Origin of the sequence: Sphingomonas sp. HMP6 (assembly GCF_013374095.1) — a bacterium.
GTDB lineage: Bacteria > Pseudomonadota > Alphaproteobacteria > Sphingomonadales > Sphingomonadaceae > Sphingomonas.
This window is the reverse complement of record NZ_AP022672.1, coordinates 2,118,466-2,134,262: the sequence shown is the minus strand read 5'-3', so window position 1 is coordinate 2,134,262 and position 15,797 is coordinate 2,118,466. Positions and strand designations below refer to the sequence as shown.

At 63.8% G+C, this 15,797-nt stretch carries 12 protein-coding genes and 1 pseudogene; 5 read left to right on the top strand and 8 right to left on the bottom strand.

Features of this window, described 5'->3' with window-relative positions; translation table 11 throughout:
* Positions 1-45: 45 nt before the first annotated feature.
* Together HMP06_RS10410 and HMP06_RS10405 are read left to right on the top strand one after the other, a co-directional pair.
* Positions 46-4,137: an Eco57I restriction-modification methylase domain-containing protein gene (locus tag HMP06_RS10410; protein WP_176497025.1), complete on the top strand. Its 4,092-nt coding sequence runs from the start codon at positions 46-48 to the stop codon at positions 4,135-4,137.
* Positions 4,134-4,526 (top strand): hypothetical protein, encoded by a 393-nt coding sequence (locus HMP06_RS10405; protein ID WP_176497024.1) that lies wholly within the window; start codon positions 4,134-4,136, stop codon positions 4,524-4,526. Before HMP06_RS10410 ends, HMP06_RS10405 begins: the two co-directional genes overlap by 4 nt.
* Positions 4,527-5,005: 479 nt before the next feature.
* Here the strand turns inward: HMP06_RS10405 and HMP06_RS10400 are convergent, their stop codons facing one another.
* Positions 5,006-7,366 carry a heavy metal translocating P-type ATPase gene (locus tag HMP06_RS10400; RefSeq protein ID WP_269473364.1) on the bottom strand — a complete coding sequence of 787 codons (2,361 nt, stop codon included), beginning with the start codon at positions 7,364-7,366 and terminating at the stop codon, positions 5,006-5,008.
* A 362-nt stretch (positions 7,367-7,728) separates the two neighbouring features.
* Positions 7,729-7,922, bottom strand: a pseudogene (locus HMP06_RS10395) (SulP family inorganic anion transporter); the annotation flags it as partial.
* An 87-nt stretch (positions 7,923-8,009) separates the two neighbouring features.
* Between HMP06_RS10395 and HMP06_RS10390 the strand changes: the two are divergent.
* Positions 8,010-9,599, top strand: coding sequence for a L,D-transpeptidase family protein (locus HMP06_RS10390; protein WP_232089598.1), 1,590 nt, complete (start codon positions 8,010-8,012; stop codon positions 9,597-9,599).
* A 52-nt stretch (positions 9,600-9,651) separates the two neighbouring features.
* A complete protein-coding gene (locus tag HMP06_RS10385) occupies positions 9,652-9,999 on the top strand; it encodes a hypothetical protein (protein ID WP_176497023.1) in 348 nt (115 codons plus the stop codon).
* Here the strand turns inward: HMP06_RS10385 and HMP06_RS10380 are convergent.
* The 5 genes from HMP06_RS10380 to HMP06_RS10360 form a co-directional block, all read right to left on the bottom strand.
* A complete protein-coding gene (locus HMP06_RS10380; RefSeq protein WP_176497022.1) occupies positions 9,996-10,544 on the bottom strand; it encodes a cytochrome P460 family protein in 549 nt (182 codons plus the stop codon). The genes HMP06_RS10385 and HMP06_RS10380 overlap by 4 nt on opposite strands.
* A complete protein-coding gene (locus HMP06_RS10375; protein ID WP_176497021.1) occupies positions 10,534-10,680 on the bottom strand; it encodes a hypothetical protein in 147 nt (48 codons plus the stop codon). Before HMP06_RS10375 ends, HMP06_RS10380 begins: the two co-directional genes overlap by 11 nt.
* Positions 10,677-11,156, bottom strand: a complete 480-nt coding sequence (locus tag HMP06_RS10370; protein WP_197940681.1) for a nuclear transport factor 2 family protein — start codon at positions 11,154-11,156, stop codon at positions 10,677-10,679. Before HMP06_RS10370 ends, HMP06_RS10375 begins: the two co-directional genes overlap by 4 nt.
* Positions 11,153-11,773 (bottom strand): pyridoxamine 5'-phosphate oxidase family protein, encoded by a 621-nt coding sequence (locus tag HMP06_RS10365; protein WP_176497020.1) that lies wholly within the window; start codon positions 11,771-11,773, stop codon positions 11,153-11,155. The genes HMP06_RS10370 and HMP06_RS10365 overlap by 4 nt, the downstream gene beginning before the upstream one ends.
* Positions 11,774-11,841: 68 nt before the next feature.
* Positions 11,842-12,387, bottom strand: coding sequence for a carboxymuconolactone decarboxylase family protein (locus tag HMP06_RS10360; RefSeq protein WP_176497019.1), 546 nt, complete (start codon positions 12,385-12,387; stop codon positions 11,842-11,844).
* Between the two features lie 116 nt (positions 12,388-12,503).
* On the opposite strand from HMP06_RS10360, the gene HMP06_RS10355 reads away from it, so the two are divergent.
* Positions 12,504-13,409: a LysR family transcriptional regulator gene (locus HMP06_RS10355; RefSeq protein ID WP_176497018.1), complete on the top strand. Its 906-nt coding sequence runs from the start codon at positions 12,504-12,506 to the stop codon at positions 13,407-13,409.
* A 302-nt stretch (positions 13,410-13,711) separates the two neighbouring features.
* On the opposite strand, the gene HMP06_RS10350 is transcribed toward HMP06_RS10355, so the two are convergent.
* Entirely contained in the window at positions 13,712-15,781 is a 2,070-nt protein-coding gene (locus HMP06_RS10350) for a CocE/NonD family hydrolase (protein WP_176497017.1), read from the bottom strand.
* Positions 15,782-15,797 lie beyond the last annotated feature (16 nt).

Below are 15,797 nucleotides of genomic sequence, written 5' to 3'. Positions count from 1 at the left end.
AATCGGGGGGATTCATGGCGATCACCGGTCAACATTGGTGCGCGTATGAATGATCCTAGCCTGTTCACGTCCGGTGCGCTGTTTACGCAAGACTATTTGTCTAAGGGCATAACGGACACCGGGCAGTATCGCGCGGTCGATCCCGCCGCCACCCGATCGGCGCTCGCCAAGATTCTGTCGGGCTTCCCGCATGCCAGCAAACCGAACGAAGCGACCACCGAAGGCGATTTGATCTGGCCAATCCTCGGGTTGCTGGGCTGGACCGAATATCTCACGCAACAGAACCTGTCTGCCACCGGGCGGCTGGACGTGCCGGACGGCTTGCTGTTCATCGACGCGGCGGCGAAGGCCAATGCGAACGGGCATCCGCAAGAGTGGCTGCGTTACCAATTCGGCGCAGCGATCATCGAAAGCAAGCGGTGGGGCCGCGCGCTCGACCGGGCCGAAGGCAAGACCGAAAAGGACACACCTTCAACCCAATTGCTGCGCTACCTTCGCCGGATCGACGATCTGACCAATGGCGATCTGCGCTGGGGGATTTTGACCAATGGCAGCAAGTGGCGGCTGTATTTTTCGGGCGCGCGCTCGACGATCGACGATTATCTGGAGCTGGACCTTGCGCGCATCATGCGGCTGGACGGCGATTTGCTCGATACCGGCGTCACCGACGGGGAGCGCGACCATTGGCTGGCGGTGTTCGTCGCCATGTTTTCGCGGACGGCGTTCGAGCGAGCGAGCGCGAAGGCCCCTAGCTTTCACGACACAGCCCGCCGCGAAGCCGCTTTCTATGAGGAGCGGGTCGCCAAAAGCTTGTCGGACCTTGTGTTTACGCGGCTGTACCCGGCGCTGGGCAAGGCGGTGGCCCGCGCCGCGCCCGCCGCGACCGATCTGGACGACGTGCGCCAAGCGACGCTGATCCTGCTCTATCGATTGCTGTTCGTTCTGTATGCCGAAGACCGGGGCCTGTTGCCGGTGCGTGACAAGCGCTTCGACGATTATGCGCTGCGCGACCGGCGGCTGGAAATCGGGCGGCGCAAGGATGAAGGCGACGTGTTTTCGTCGGTCGCGAAGAATATTTGGAATCACTTCGCCAATCTTGCCGAGATGATCGACCTTGGCGACGCATCGGTCGGCTTGCCGCCGTACAATGGCGGGCTGTTCAACGCCGAAAAGACGCCGTTATTGAAGGCGATTGCGCTTGGCGATGACGTGATGGCCGAAGCGATCGATATTCTGTCGTTCGAGCAACACGGTGGGCGGCGGCGCTACATCAATTATCGCGATTTGTCGGTGCAGCAACTCGGTTCGATCTATGAGCGATTGCTGGAATTCGAGCTGATCCGCGACGAAGCGGGCGCGGTCGATATCCGGCCCAATATCTTCGCGCGGAAAAATTCGGGCAGCTATTACACGCCCGACGACCTCGTGCTGTTGATCCTGGACGAAACGCTCGAACCGCTGATCACCGACGCGCTGACCGCCTTCAAAGCCGAATTAGGTCGGTTGAAGGCGGCGGACAGCGAAGATTATCGCATCGCGCAATTGCAGAAGGTCGATCCGGCCAAGGCAATCACCCGGCTTCGAATCTGCGACCCGGCAATGGGGTCCGGCCATTTCCTCGTTAGCCTTGTCGATAGGCTGACCAATCACACGCTGGACGCGATCGACGAAGCGCGCACGCTTGCCCGCGACACGGCTGGGCTGGATTACGAATCGCCCGTTGCCGAGGAAATCCGCAAGGTCCGCGCGACCATCCGCCACAATGCCGAGGATGCCCGCTGGACCGTTAGCGAAGAGCAATTGGACGACCCACAGCTGGTCAAGCGGATGGTGCTCAAACGCTGCGTCTATGGGGCCGACAAGAACCCGATGGCGGTCGAACTCGCCAAGGTGTCACTGTGGCTGCACACCTTCACGGTGGGCGCTCCGCTCAGCTTTATCGACCATCACTTGGCGGCGGGGGATAGCCTGTTCGGGTTGTGGGTGCGCGATGCGATCGACAAAGCGGGCAAGGGTGGCGAATTGCTTTACGTGGAAGAGCTGCGCAACGCCGAACGCCAAGCCGCCGTCATGCAACGAATCGAAGCGTTGACCGACGCCGAAATCGCCGAAGCCAAGACCTCCGCCGATATGTGGCATGAAGTCGAAGCGCAAACCGGGCCGCTGGACGGTTTTGTCAGCTTCATGCACGCGCTCGATTGGCTGGACCTGAAGGGGGCGGACAAGGCGCTGATCAGCCTATGGCTGGACGGCCAATTCGGCGAACCGATTCCAATTGCACGCGGGCGAAAGGCCCCTGAAGCGTACCGCGCCAAGCCCGCCGAAGCCGAACGCTTTCACGCGATCTGGACAGCGGCGCGCGCGCTGATCGGCGAAGAGCGTTTCCTGAACTGGCAAATCACCTTTCCCGGGGTGTGGAGCAATTGGGCAAGTAAGGGGCGGGAAGGGGGCTTCGACGCCGTTGTCGGCAACCCGCCGTGGGACCGGATCAAGCTGCAACAGGTCGAATGGTTTGCGGCACGGCGACCGGAAATCGCGCGATCACAAAAAGCGTCCGATCGTACCAAGATGATTCTGAGGCTAAAGACGGATGGCGATCCGCTGTTCGTCGATTTCGCAAAGGCGGATCGGCGCGCCGCCGACACGCTGCGCGTCGCGCGCAAGTCCGGCCATTACCCCCTGCTAAGCCGGGGCGATATCAACCTGTACAGCCTGTTCGTCGAACGTGCCCATTCGCTAGTGCGACCGGGTGGGATGATAGGACTGTTGACGCCGAGCGGCATCGCGTCGGACCTGTCGGCGTCCGAATTCTTCCGCAAGGTGGCAACCGGCGGTCACTTGAAAGCGCTTTTCGATTTCGAGAACCGGCGCACCCGATACGCGTTGGAGGCTTTCTTTCCGGACGTTGACAGCCGTTTCAAATTCGCCGCGATGATCGCCAGCCCCGATCGAACTTTCCAGGCGGCACAATGCGGCTTTTTCCTTCAGTCGGTGGAGGAACGGAAAAACCCCGATCAAGCCTTCCCTATCGCGGCGGCGGATTTTGCGCGCGTCAACCCGAACACCGGCACCGCACCGATTTTTCGAACGCGGCGCGACATGACGCTGACCACCGCGATCTATGATCGACTGCCAGTACTGGTCGATAAATCCGGACCTTCGCGGGTTCAGGCTTGGCCGGTAATGTACGCGACTATGTTTCATATGACCAATGACAGCCACCTGTTCCGAACGAAGCTAGAATTGGAGGAACAGGAAGGTGCGTGGCCGATCGGCGGTAACCGCTGGCAATCTAAGGATGGCGAGTGGGTGCCCCTGTACGTCGGGCGAATGATTCACCAATTTGATCATCGTGCCGCTTCGGTGACGGTGAACGAAGAAAACCTGCACAATGCCGCGCTGAGTGGCGACGTGACCGCCGACATGAAGGCCGATCACACCTTTTCGCCTTTGCCGCAATTTTGGATTGTGGCGACCAATGACACGGCGAAAGGCCCCACGATTGCCTATCGGGACATTGCTCGCGCAACCGATGCCCGAACCTTTATCGCATCATTTGTCCCAAATCGCGCGGCTGGTAATACGGCACCCTTGGTGTTGAGTGACGCCCCGGTAGAGGATCAGGCCCTCTTGCTCGCGAATTTTAACGCCTTGGTTTTAGATTATGTGACGAGGCAAAAGGCGCAAAGCACGCATCTCAATTGGTATCTCGTCGAACAACTCCCCGTCATCCCGCCCGCAGACTACGCCCGCCCGTTCGGCCCCAAAAGCGCCGCCGATATCGTGAAGGCGGCGGTACTGGAGCTGACCTATACCGCGCACGACATGGCCCACTTCGCTCGCTATATGAGCTATGTGGACGCGGCGGGCGACGTGCTGCCGCCGTTCGTATGGGACGAAGACCGCCGCTTGCATTTGCGCGCCAAGCTCGATGCGCTCTATTTCATCCTCTACGGCGTCTATGATCCGGCGAACCCAGCCGCCAGCCGCGACGATATCCGCTATATCTATTCCACCTTCCCGATCGTGGAGCGCCAAGAAATGGCAGCGTATGGCCGATATCGCAGCCGCGATCTCGCACTTGCCTACATCAACACGCTTATGGGCGGGCAACCCGACGCCGTGGTCGCGGGATGACGCGGCGGCGCAATCTGACCGCCAAGCTTTCGCCGGTCCGGTTCGACGGTGCGGAGCATTGGTTTAGCATCGAGCGCGCCGCCGCGTTGATCGGCACCACCACTGCCAAGCTCGACACGCGCGCCCGCGCCGGGGAATTTGCGTTCGAGGCCGATGATCACGGCAACCCCTGCTGGTTTCGCCAAAGCGATATCACCCCGCTGCACCTCGCCAAGCTCCAAGCCGCGCGCGAGAAGGCGAAGCGACCACCGCGACCGAAAACGCCAGCACAGCTAGAAGCAGAGTGGGCGCGTATCTCGGAAGCAAACAAACGACCGGCGCACGACGGACTTTTCGTTGACCATCATTTGCGAACGACGCTTCGGAATTCGACAAAAAAGGTCGAATGATCGACTACGACCTAGAGCGATTTTCGGATCGTCGGCGGCGCGACAATCGAAATAAATTTTCGCGGTGGGGGCCTATTTGGGGGCCTTTTTGAGCGGTCTATAGATAATTTCTAATTTAATCAGTTACTTGTTGGTCACCTTTGGTGCCTCTTCCGGCACCATTTTCTACCGTGAACTCGTCCAGAGGCATCCAGCAAGCGGCTGTTTTCCAAGAAAATCTGTATCCATAGTCGCCGGTAATCGGTCGGGTTGATCCAGCTGTTCCCAGAAAGCGCGACACAAAAAATGTCTGAATTTGTGTCTGCTGGGCCAACCCGGAGAAATCCTGGATCAACGCCGTGCTGACGCAACTCCAGATCACTCCGCAATAGTTGCGATATCCCCTTTCCCGACGGGCAGGTGCGGGGGTTGAGCCGATCGCCTCATGGGACGCATCATTCGCCGCGCGATGCCACGCGCCTGAGATGCCTACCCGATGGTCACAGCTTTGCCCGGTTCAGTCGCAGCGCGTTGGTCACAACGGTGAAACTCGACAGCGCCATCGCCGCCCCCGCGATCATCGGAGACAGGAGCAAGCCCGTCACCGGATAAAGCACGCCGGCCGCGATCGGGACACCGATGCCGTTGAACACGAACGAGAAGAACAGGTTCTGACGTATATTGCGCATCGTCGCGCGGGCCAGTCGACGTGCGCGGACCATCGCCGCCAGATCGCCCTTGGTCAGCGTCATCCCGGCGCTTTCGATCGCGACATCGGTTCCTGTGCCCATCGCCACACCGACATCTGCGGCGGCGAGCGCGGGCGCGTCGTTGATGCCATCGCCCGCCATCGCGACCTTGGCACCCTGTGCCTTCAATTCGCCGATGATCCGCGCTTTGTCTTCGGGTTTGAGCTCGGCATGGACCTCGTCGATCCCGCCGACGGCGTTCGCCACCGCAATCGCGGTTCCCTCGGCATCGCCGGTGAGCATGACGATCCGCAACCCTTCCGCCTTGAGGGCGGCAATGGCGTCGCGGGCGGATTCGCGCAGGGGATCGGCTACCGCGAGCAGCCCGGCGAGCTTGCCGTCGACCGCGACCAGCATCACGCCCGCGCCATCATGGCGATAGCGCTCCGCTACTTCAGCCAGCGGCGCCGCATCGACCCCAATGCGCTCCATCTGGGCGGCATTGCCGATGACCACATCCTTGCCATTGACGTGCCCGCTCACGCCCATCCCGGTTTGTGATTCGAAGTGATCGAGCGGCCCAAGGTCGAGCTCTGCCTCCTGCGCCGCAACGACAATGGCATGGGCAAGCGGATGCTCCGACTGGCCTTCCACGGCAGCCGCCGCCGCGAGCAGCGAACCCGTGTCGAAGCCGTCATAGGGCTCAATCGCCGTCACCTTCGGGCGCCCCTCGGTCAGTGTACCGGTCTTGTCGATCACCAGCGTGTCGACGTTGGCCATCATCTGCAACGCCTCGGCATCCTTGATCAACACGCCGGCGCGCGCGCCGCGCCCGGTGCCGACCATGATCGACATCGGCGTGGCGAGCCCCAGCGCACAGGGGCAGGCGATGATCAGCACCGCGATGGCGTTGAGCAAGGCATGCCCGAAGCGCGGCTCCGGCCCCACCAGATTCCAGACGATGAACGTGAGGACCGCGATCCCCACTACCAGCGGCACAAACCAGCCCGACACACGATCGGCAATCGCCTGGATCGGCGCGCGGCTGCGCTGTGCCTCCGCGACCATCGTGACGATCCGCGCCAGCACGGTGTCGGCGCCGACGGCACGCGCCTCGATCACCAGCGACCCGGTGCCGTTGATCGTCCCCCCGGTCACGGCCGCATCTTTCTCCTTGAGCACCGGTGCCGGTTCGCCGGTCAGCATCGCTTCATCGACCGACGATCGACCGTCGACCACCACGCCATCGACCGGCAATGCTTCACCGGGCCGCACGCGCAGCCTGTCGCCGGTCGCGACGTCGGAAAGCGGGACGTCTTCCTCGCTGCCATCCGTGCGCAGTCGTCGTGCTGTCTTTGGCGCCAGATCCATCAGCGCGCGGATCGCACGGCCGGTCGCGGCGCGTGCCCGCAGTTCGAGCACTTGTCCGAGCAGCACCAGCGTCACGACCACGCCTGCTGCCTCGTAATAGACGGGAATGACCCCGTGCATGCGGAACGAGGGTGGGAATACCCCCGGCGCGATCGTCGCCACCAGACTGTAGGCGAAGGCAGCCCCCACGCCGAGCGAGACCAGCGTAAACATGTTGAGGTTGCGCGTGCGGATCGACGTCCAGCCGCGCTGAAAGAACGGCGCGCCCGCCCACAGGACGATGGGTGCGGAGAGTGCGAGCTGGACCCAGGGCGAGTAGGTCGGCGGCACGAAGCTGATGCCAAGCATCTCGGCCACCATCGAAATCGCCAGCAACGGCACGCTCAACACCCCCGCCACCCAGACGCGTCGCGTGAAATCGGTGAGTTCGGGGTTTGGGCCGGTGTCGAGCGTCGGGTTTTCCGGCTCAAGCGCCATGCCGCAAATCGGGCAGGTTCCCGGACCGTCCTCCCGGATTTGAGGGTGCATTGGGCAAATCCAGACCGCTCCGGGAGCAGCATCCGGCTCGGCCCGAGGTTTGTCGCCGAGATAAGTTTCGGGCGCTGCGATGAATTTGCTCCGGCAGCCGGCACTGCAAAAATGATAGCTGTCGCCGTCATAGTCTGCGTGATGGGCAGTCTTGGCCGGGTCGACCGTCATGCCGCAGACCGGATCGGTGACCTTGCCACCTGCGCCGCCGAGATGCCGAGTGTTGCCGCTATGGGTATGAGCATGGACATTACTGGGCATCTGGGTCTCCATGCCAACTCCAATAGGGTCTGACATCATGTCAGGGTGAAGGGTTTACCCCTCGCTTGAGCAGGCATTGTACGCCGCCCTTAGCCGAACCGGCGTCCCTCATCGGGAGATTTCGCGCGTCCCCACGCGCAAGGAATCATTTTGCGTGCTCAGCGGCGGACCTTCGGTGCCAATCGTTCAACGCTGATCCGCCTAAGATCGTTGCACAGGCCGACCGCGTGCCCAAAATCAGCCAGATAAACCCCCTTCTGCCGTGACAAGGCGAGGTTGCATCATTCGGCCGGTCCGCAGAGCGCTCTACGCCACGGCTTTGCGAGACCGTGATACAATCGGTGTTTGCAGACCAAGGCCGATCCCGAATGCGCGATCAGCGCGATCGTCATCGCGATAGCGACCGAGGCGCACAGGCCGATCCGCGGATCGACTCCCGCAATCACCGAAAAGCCGATCGCCTCTGGGATCAGGGCGAGCGCGACGACGATGCCGGCAAGACGTCGCGTGACAGGCTGCCGCCACGGGGAAGCCATTGGTCTCGATAGGCAGAAAAGCTGAAGGCCATGAAAATGTCCGCACAAAGCGCACGACCCCGCGCGCTTCCGCCGCACGGGTGTGGACCTATCCGGTAGCTGCGTCGTATATCTTGAACATGAAAATACGCACCGTTCGCACTGCTCCACCGTTGCATATGCTTTTCCCGGTCATGCTGTGGGCTGGCTGCCACAGCGGTGTTGCGACTGCCGCACCTCTGCAAGCGGCACCGAGTGCCGAGACCCCTGCAACCGAGGGATCACTCCTAACCACCGCCTTGCGCGCGGCCGCCACCGATTCGGCGACCCGGCGCTTTTACGAAGCGAACGGGTGGCGGGCCGTCTGGTCTGATCCCGCAGAACGCGCGCTCAAGCGCAGCTTAGCCGAGCGCCCCCGCCACGGCCTTGATCGCCACGGCTTTATCGAGACGTCCAAGTCGTCGCCGAGCCCAGCGGGTCGCGAAATAGCCCTGACGCGAGCGGCCTTGGACTATGCGGCAGCGCTCGCGCGCGGGGCGACCGACCCGTCGAAACTGCACGCGATCTACACGCTGCCACGGCCTGATACGGATCTCGCCACGCCGCTCGCGCAAGCGATCACGGATGGCACGCTGGACACGTGGCTCGCCAGTCTCGCGCCGCAAGACGATGTGTATAAACGCCTCTCCCAAGCCTATCTCGCCGCGCGTTCTCAAAGCGATGGGGGCGATCAGGCAAAGATCGCGACCGGCATTCTCCGCGTTGGCGACACCGATATAAGAGTTCCTGCGATCGTTGCCGATCTGGTCGGCGCCGAATATTTGACGCTCGACAATGCCGAAGGCGCCTCGAAAGGAGCCCCGTCTCCGGCGCTCGACGCTAATCGCTACACAACGCGGATTGCGGACGCCGTAAAAAGCCTGCAGCGGGACTATGGTATCGCAGCAGATGGCGTCATCGGTCCCGCGACGCTCGAAATTCTCAATTTGCGGCCGGGTGATCGCGCGGTCGCACTGGCGGTGGCGCTGGAGCGCCTGCGTTGGCTCACGCGCACGCCGCCGCCAACGCGCATCGACGTGAACACCGCCGCAGCACGGCTCTTTTATTATCGGGACGGTAAGCTGGTCGACAGCCGCCGCGTCATCGTGGGTCAGCCTGGCAAGGAGACCCCCCAGTTGCTGGCTCCGATGTTCCGGCTGGTTGCCAATCCAACTTGGACGATCCCCAAGTCGATCGAGAAAGGGGAAATGGCGGGCGTCAGCGCCGCCTATCTCCGGCGGCGCAATATGGTCCGCAGGAATGGCTGGATCATTCAGCAGTCGGGGCCGAACAACGCCCTAGGGCTCGTCAAGTTCGACATGCGTGACGACTATGCGATCTACCTGCATGACACGTCCGCGCCGACGCTGTTCGATCGTAGCGCGCGCTACTTGAGCCACGGGTGCGTACGGGTCGAGAATGCGCTCGGTTTTGCGCAACGCATCGCAGAGGACGAAGGCATCGCCGATCAATGGGAGCGCGCGCATGCCAGCGGCAAATACACCCTGGTCGCCCTGCCGAAGCAAATTCCAGTGCGGTTGCTCTACCACAACGCCTTTGTCGAAACCGACGGCCATGTCGCCTTTCGAACCGATCCTTATGGCTGGAACGCCCCGATCGCCAAGGCGTTAGGGTTCGCGGAAAGTTCGTCGGTACGCAGGCGTGCAGCGGCGGAGGATGTCGGACCGTAATCGCGGTGCTTCCGCGCCTGCTACTGCTTCGCTCCGGCCGGAAGGCGCGCGTATGACCTCGCGCTGGCAATGGCTCGTGCGTCTCCTGTTTCGCCGAATTTGGTTCAGGGCTGCGCTGTTCTCGATCTTATCGGTCGGGCTTGCACTGTTGGCCGCGTTCGCCGCGCCGTTCGCGCCGTATGACATCAGCACGAAGATCGGGTCGGACGCAGTCGCCAATATCCTGGGGATCCTTGCGTCGAGCAGGCGCGAGGCGGATATTCGCGCGATAACCGCCACTGGTCATCAACTGCGCACCTCGATCGCTTCTGACGTGCTGGCAGTGACCATGCCCTATGTCAGGGCTGCCATGCTTGCTTGGCGCCGCGACGGGGAATCTGCCCCGTCTTGCCGAGCCTAGCGGCTCGCATCGAAATTGCCCGTCCTGACGGCGATCGGCTTGGCCGTGGGATAGAATTGGACGAACGTGGTTTCCGTCGCGCCATGCTGCTGGTGGCAAGAATAACAGCTTGCCGTTTGCGGCAGCGCGCGTGCGGGCTTGGCGCCGTCCACCTCGAAAAAGCCCCAGCCGCCGGAGAAGCGCTTGTCGCGGACATGGAGTTCGAGATAGGTCTTGTCGCCCGCCTGAAAGTGGCCCGAATGGTTGATCGAGCCTGTGGTCACGCCGAGCCGGCCTTCTTTTGCGAAAATCGTCCCCTCGGGCCAGTGCCCGGTCGCCTTGAAGGCGCGCCACGACGCCGGATCGACGAAGACATTGTCGAAGTCATCGTCGCCGGTGCGCGCGGCCACGCCATAATTCATGTTGAGGCCGGAACTTAGGAAGACCCAATCGCGGTAATCGGTCGGGATGATCAGCGCACCCGCCTTGTTGTAACGCGGCGCATCGTGCGGGCCGGCGGCGGCGATCAGCAGGAGCGGTGAGAGCATCATCAGTTTACGCAGCATGTGAAAATCCTTTCTGGCGTGGTTGGGCAATGGCGGCAACGCGCGGGATGCCGTCGACGAGTCGCGCCGCCATCGTGGACAGCGTTTCGCGCAGCGCGGGCACCGCAGCATGCGCCCCGACGCGGATCGCGCTCACGCGCCTACGCCGATTAACCCGGGATCCCCCACCGGTCGCGGTGCGGGGCCGTCCCAGCGGAACCGACGGTCGGCTTCGGCGATCGCGAGGTCGTTCACCGAAGCCTCGCGGCGGCGCATCAGCCCGTTTTCGGCAAACTCCCACTGCTCGTTGCCGTAACAGCGATACCATTGCCCGGCGGTGCGGCACTCATATTGGAAGCGGACGGCGATCCGGTTGTCGGTGAACGCCCACAGATCCTTGACGAGGCGATACTCCTCCTCGTGTCGCCATTTAAGGGTGAGCAGCGCGACGATCGCGTCGCGTCCGACCAGGAACGAGTCGCGGTTTCGCCATTCGCTGTCGACCGTATAGGCAAGCGCGACGCGCGCGGGATCGCGGCTGTTCCAGGCGTCCTCTGCCGCGCGGACCTTGAGCAGCGCCGTCTCGCGTGTGAAAGGGGGCAGCGGCGGGCGCGGGATTTCGGCGACGGTCATGCGGGCGGTTCCTTTTCGGCGAGGGCGGCGCGAAGTGCGGCGTTTTCGGCTTCGAGCGCTGCAAGGCGCGCGCTCACCGGAGCGAGTTCAGCCTGCGAGAAGCGCGGCGTGATGTGCTGCGGGCAATTCCAGTCGAACGCCTCCAGCCGGAGCAGGAATGCGCGCTCGACCACGCCGCGATAATCAGGAAGCGCCAGCGTCGCCGCGAGATCGGCATCGGCGGAGAGATCGCGCGCTTCGATCCGGGCGTAGAGCTTGAGCCGCCGACGGTGTGGATAATCGACCATGATGAGCGACACCCGATCGTTATCCGCGATGTTGCCAAGGCTGATATATTGCCGATTGCCGCGGAAATCGGGGAAGGCGAGCGTCGTCTCGTCGATCAGTTTGAGAAACCCCGGCGGTCCGCCGCGATGCTGAACATAGGGCCAGCCACGCTCGGAGACGCTCGCCATGTAGAAGCTGTCGCGCGCGGCGATGAACGTCGCCTCGGTCCGGGTGAACCGGTCCGATCGCCGGTGCTGACCCACCTTGTCATACATCCCGGCGCTGCCGTTCGCGGCCTGCGCGGCGCGCACGCTGGGCGTTGTGGCAATGTCGAGGAAGCCATTGGCCATGACTGGGTTCCGGGCAAAAAGGGGGGGTGTCGGCGGGCGGGGGGCGAGCCCGCCGACGGCGGGAGGCGTCAGGCGGCTTGCGCGGCTTGGACGACGGGGAAGTCGATGTCGGTTTCGGCGACATTGTTGATGTAATTGGTGAGCACGTTGACCGCGACGCTCGCGACGATCTCGATCACCTGCGCCTCGCTGAAGCCCGCAAGGCGGACTGCGGCGACGTCGGCATCGCTGACGTGCCCGCGCGCTTCGAGCACCTTGCGGGCGAACACGACGGCAGCATCGGCCTTGGCGTCGCCCGAACGGCCGGCGCGGTTGAGCGCGATCTCGGCGTCGTCGATTTTGGCGAGGTTGAGCCCGAGATAGGTGTGCGCCGACAGGCAATAATCGCAGCCATTGGCCTGGGCGATCGCCAGCGCGATCCGCTCACGGGTCTTGGCGTCGAGCGTGTGGCCGAGCGCGCCGTTCAGTCCGAGATAGCCTTCGAGCGCGGCGGGGCTCGTGCCGACGAGGCGGAAAAGGTTGGGGACGACCCCGAGCTGCTTTTCGACGGCTGCGAGCAGCGGCTGCGACTTTGCGGGGGCGTCTTCACGAGTGGGGATGGTCAGGCGGGACATGGCGCGTTCTCCGGGGCGGGCCGCTGGATGCCGCCTGCACAGTAGGAATGCGCGATTTGCCAGCCCGTGATAATCCGGTCATTTGACATATCACTCTTGCGTAGATCGGGATAATTATGGATCGGCTGGATATGCTGCGGACCTTTGTGGCGGTCGCCGACCAGGTTAGTTTCGCCGAGGCGGCGCGGCGGCTGCGAATCTCGCCCACCGCCGCAAGCCGGGCGATCGCGGCGCTTGAGCAATCCCTCGGCACCGCGCTCCTGCGCCGCACGACGCGCTCTGTGCGCCTGACCGACGAGGGTGCAGCCTATCTGGAGCGCTGTCGCGCGGCGTTAGCTGATCTCGACGACGCCGCGCTGGCGCTGCGCGGCGCCGGCGCGACGCCCGGAGGAACCCTCGTCATCACTGCGCCGGTCACGTTCGGGCGGCTCCACATCCTGCCGATCGCGACCGCGCTGCTGTGCGAGCACCCCGCACTCAAGATCGAACTGACGCTGATCGATCGTGTTGTGCGGCTGGTCGACGAGGGAATCGACGTCGCGGTCCGCATCGGCGATTTGTCGGATTCTTCGCTCCACGCGTTCAAGGTCGCGGAGGTGCGCAGGGTCCTCGTGGCGAGTCCTGCCTATCTCGCCGCGCATGGCACGCCCGCAAGCATCCCTGCGCTCCACGATCATGCGCTGATCGCGTTCACCGAACTGGATCGCGGGCATGAATGGCGGTTCGGCCCGACCGGCAAGCCCGCCATCCGGATCGAGCCGCGGCTGGCCGCAAACACCGCCGACGCGGCAATTGCAGCGGCAATCGAGGGTGTGGGGATTGCGCGTGTCCTCTCCTATCAGGCGATGGATGCGATCGGTTCCGGAAGCCTTGTGACGCTCCTCGATGGTTTCGCCCCGCCCGCAGTGCCGGTGCATCTCGTCTATCAGGCAAGCCGTCGCGCCTCGGTCAATGTCCGCGCTTTCATAGACGCGGCCCGTGCGCGTTTCGAACAACGCGACCTGAGGGGCCGTGGGGCATAACTGCCGCACACGCAGGAGCGCGGCAAATCCGTCACGCGAGTGTGTCAGTGATGCGGGACAGATGCGGGGATGGGTCGATGATCACATTGTGCCGGTTCGGCATCCGCAATACCTCCAACAAGCTCGAGCCGATCCTGCGCGAGACGCAGATCCCGTTTCGCGAGCGGACGGTCGGTCTAGGGGAACGGCCGGCTTCCTCGACGATTCGCCGCTCGGCAAGATCCCGTTCATCGCGGCTGAGGACGGATGAAGCCGCACTGGCGACAGCCGCGACGCGCACTGTCACGTGGCCGGCAAACCGTTCAAAGCAAGTCGCGCATCACGGCGTCGGTCGTTTCGCGCCGGAAGATTTCAACGCCGTCTCTATACGCTGACAATGCTTCGCTGACCTTGAAGACGTGTGCGGTCGAGGTCACCGTGAAGCCGATGCGGAGTTCGCAATTCCAGTCGCCACGGCGATACCGGCTGATGCGCGTGCCCGACCAGGAGCCGCTATTGGGCTCGCCCGCGGTGATGGTGGCGACGGTGTTTGGACCGTAGCCCGACAGGATCGTGCCGTTGGCGCAGGTGCGCGCTTTGTCCGGCCAAGTTCCCGCGACGCTGAGGCGGCCATGATCATCGGTGGTCGTCACGACGACATCGCCCCTTTCGGGGGCAATGGTGACGCTGGCGATCGGCATGACGGGGGCGACCAGCGGCGGCGTGCGCACCGGCAATGACAGCGTGCTGGCGCTCGGGTCGAGTGTCAGGGTCGGGCTGTCGGGCGAGGGCCAGACGAGCGGCCACAGTCCTTCCGAAATGGCGATGCGCAGCCGCTCTCCGGCTTTCAGGCGCTGCGCGACGAAGCCCAGATCGATTGCGATGTCGGCCATCTTGCCCGGCGACAGCGGCTTGGGGCTGGTGTGGCCATCGCGGTGCGTTAGATTGAGGATGCCATAGGCCAGCCGCCATGACGTGCCGTCGGGCAGCACCTTGCACAGCCGCACCGCGACCTGCGCAACGGGTTTGTCGGCGGCGACGCGCAACCGCACGCTGGGCACGCCAAGGAGTTCCACATCGGCCGGCAGCGGTGCCATGTCGTAGCAGAGTGACAGCGCGTCGTCGCGCCGCTGATCGCCCGGCATCTCGGCCTGGCCGAACGGAACCCATTCGGGTGTCGCCAGGCCGACCGCATTGTTCGATCGATGCGTGCGCTGCTTTCCGGGGCCCGGTCGCGGCGACAGACCGGCATCGGTCAAATGCAGCCGCTGCAGGTGGGTGTTAGCCGACGGCCACACCGTTTCGGCGCTCCACGCGCCCGGCGTCGCGCCCGGTGCGGATTGTGCGGGCGTCGCGTCGGGCAGGTAGAAGCGCAGCATTGGCTCATCCATGATTCCGGTCGCCGTCCCGCGCAGCCAGTGCGACCACCAGCGGACCTCCTCATGTGCCCAGTCGAGCGCCGGTCCGGGGCCGCCGACCCACGCATAGGTGTGGCCCCACGGCCCCACGAGCGCCTTGCGCGGGCAGTTCAGCCGCTCGAGCAAGCGCGGCACCGAATGGACATAGGCATCGGCCCAACCGCCAACGACATAGGTCGGACAGCGGATCGCGGCATAATCGAAGTGCAGCGATCCGTGCTGCCAATAGGCATCCTCACGCTGATGCCCGGTCCAGCGCGCGATGATCGGGGGCGAGGCGTCGAGCCGCTCGCGCCACATCTTCTCCCAGCCGGGGCCGGCCACCGCGGGATCGGGCGGTGCGGCCATCACGCCCTTGAAATTCGCGCCCCATTTGAAATTGGTGAGGCCCAGACACCCGCCGACAAAATGCGCATCGTCGGTGAAGCGCCGGTCGGAGCAGGCCATCGGCATGATCGCCTTCAGCGCGGGCGGATTGCGCATCGCGGTCTGCAGCGTCGAGAAGCCACCCCAGGATATGCCGCGCATGCCGACCGATCCGTTCGACCACGACTGGGCGGCGAGCCAGGCGATGATCTCAACCGCATCGTCCTGCTCCTGCGCCAAATATTCGTCGCGGAGCAAGCCGCCCGAATCGCCCGATCCGCGCAGGTCGATCCGCGCGAAGCCGATGCCGTGGCTTGCCAGCGTGTCGCCCCAATAGCCGTCGGGCGAGGAGTATGCGTCGCGCGTGCGATAGGGGATGTATTCAAGCACGACCGGGGCGGGCCGCATGTCTGCATCGGCGGGGAGCCAGATCTGGCCGCACAATTCGATCCCGTCGCGCATTTTAATCCGCACGATTTCGAGATGCTTGACCGCGCCCTTTGGGGGGAGCGCCCAGGGTGCTTTGGTGGTTGCGGCGCGCGCGGCAGTGCCGCTTAGCGCAATGCCGCCGAGCGTGGCGGCGAGAAAGTCGCGGCGTGACCCCGGCATGCTATCCCCTTATCCC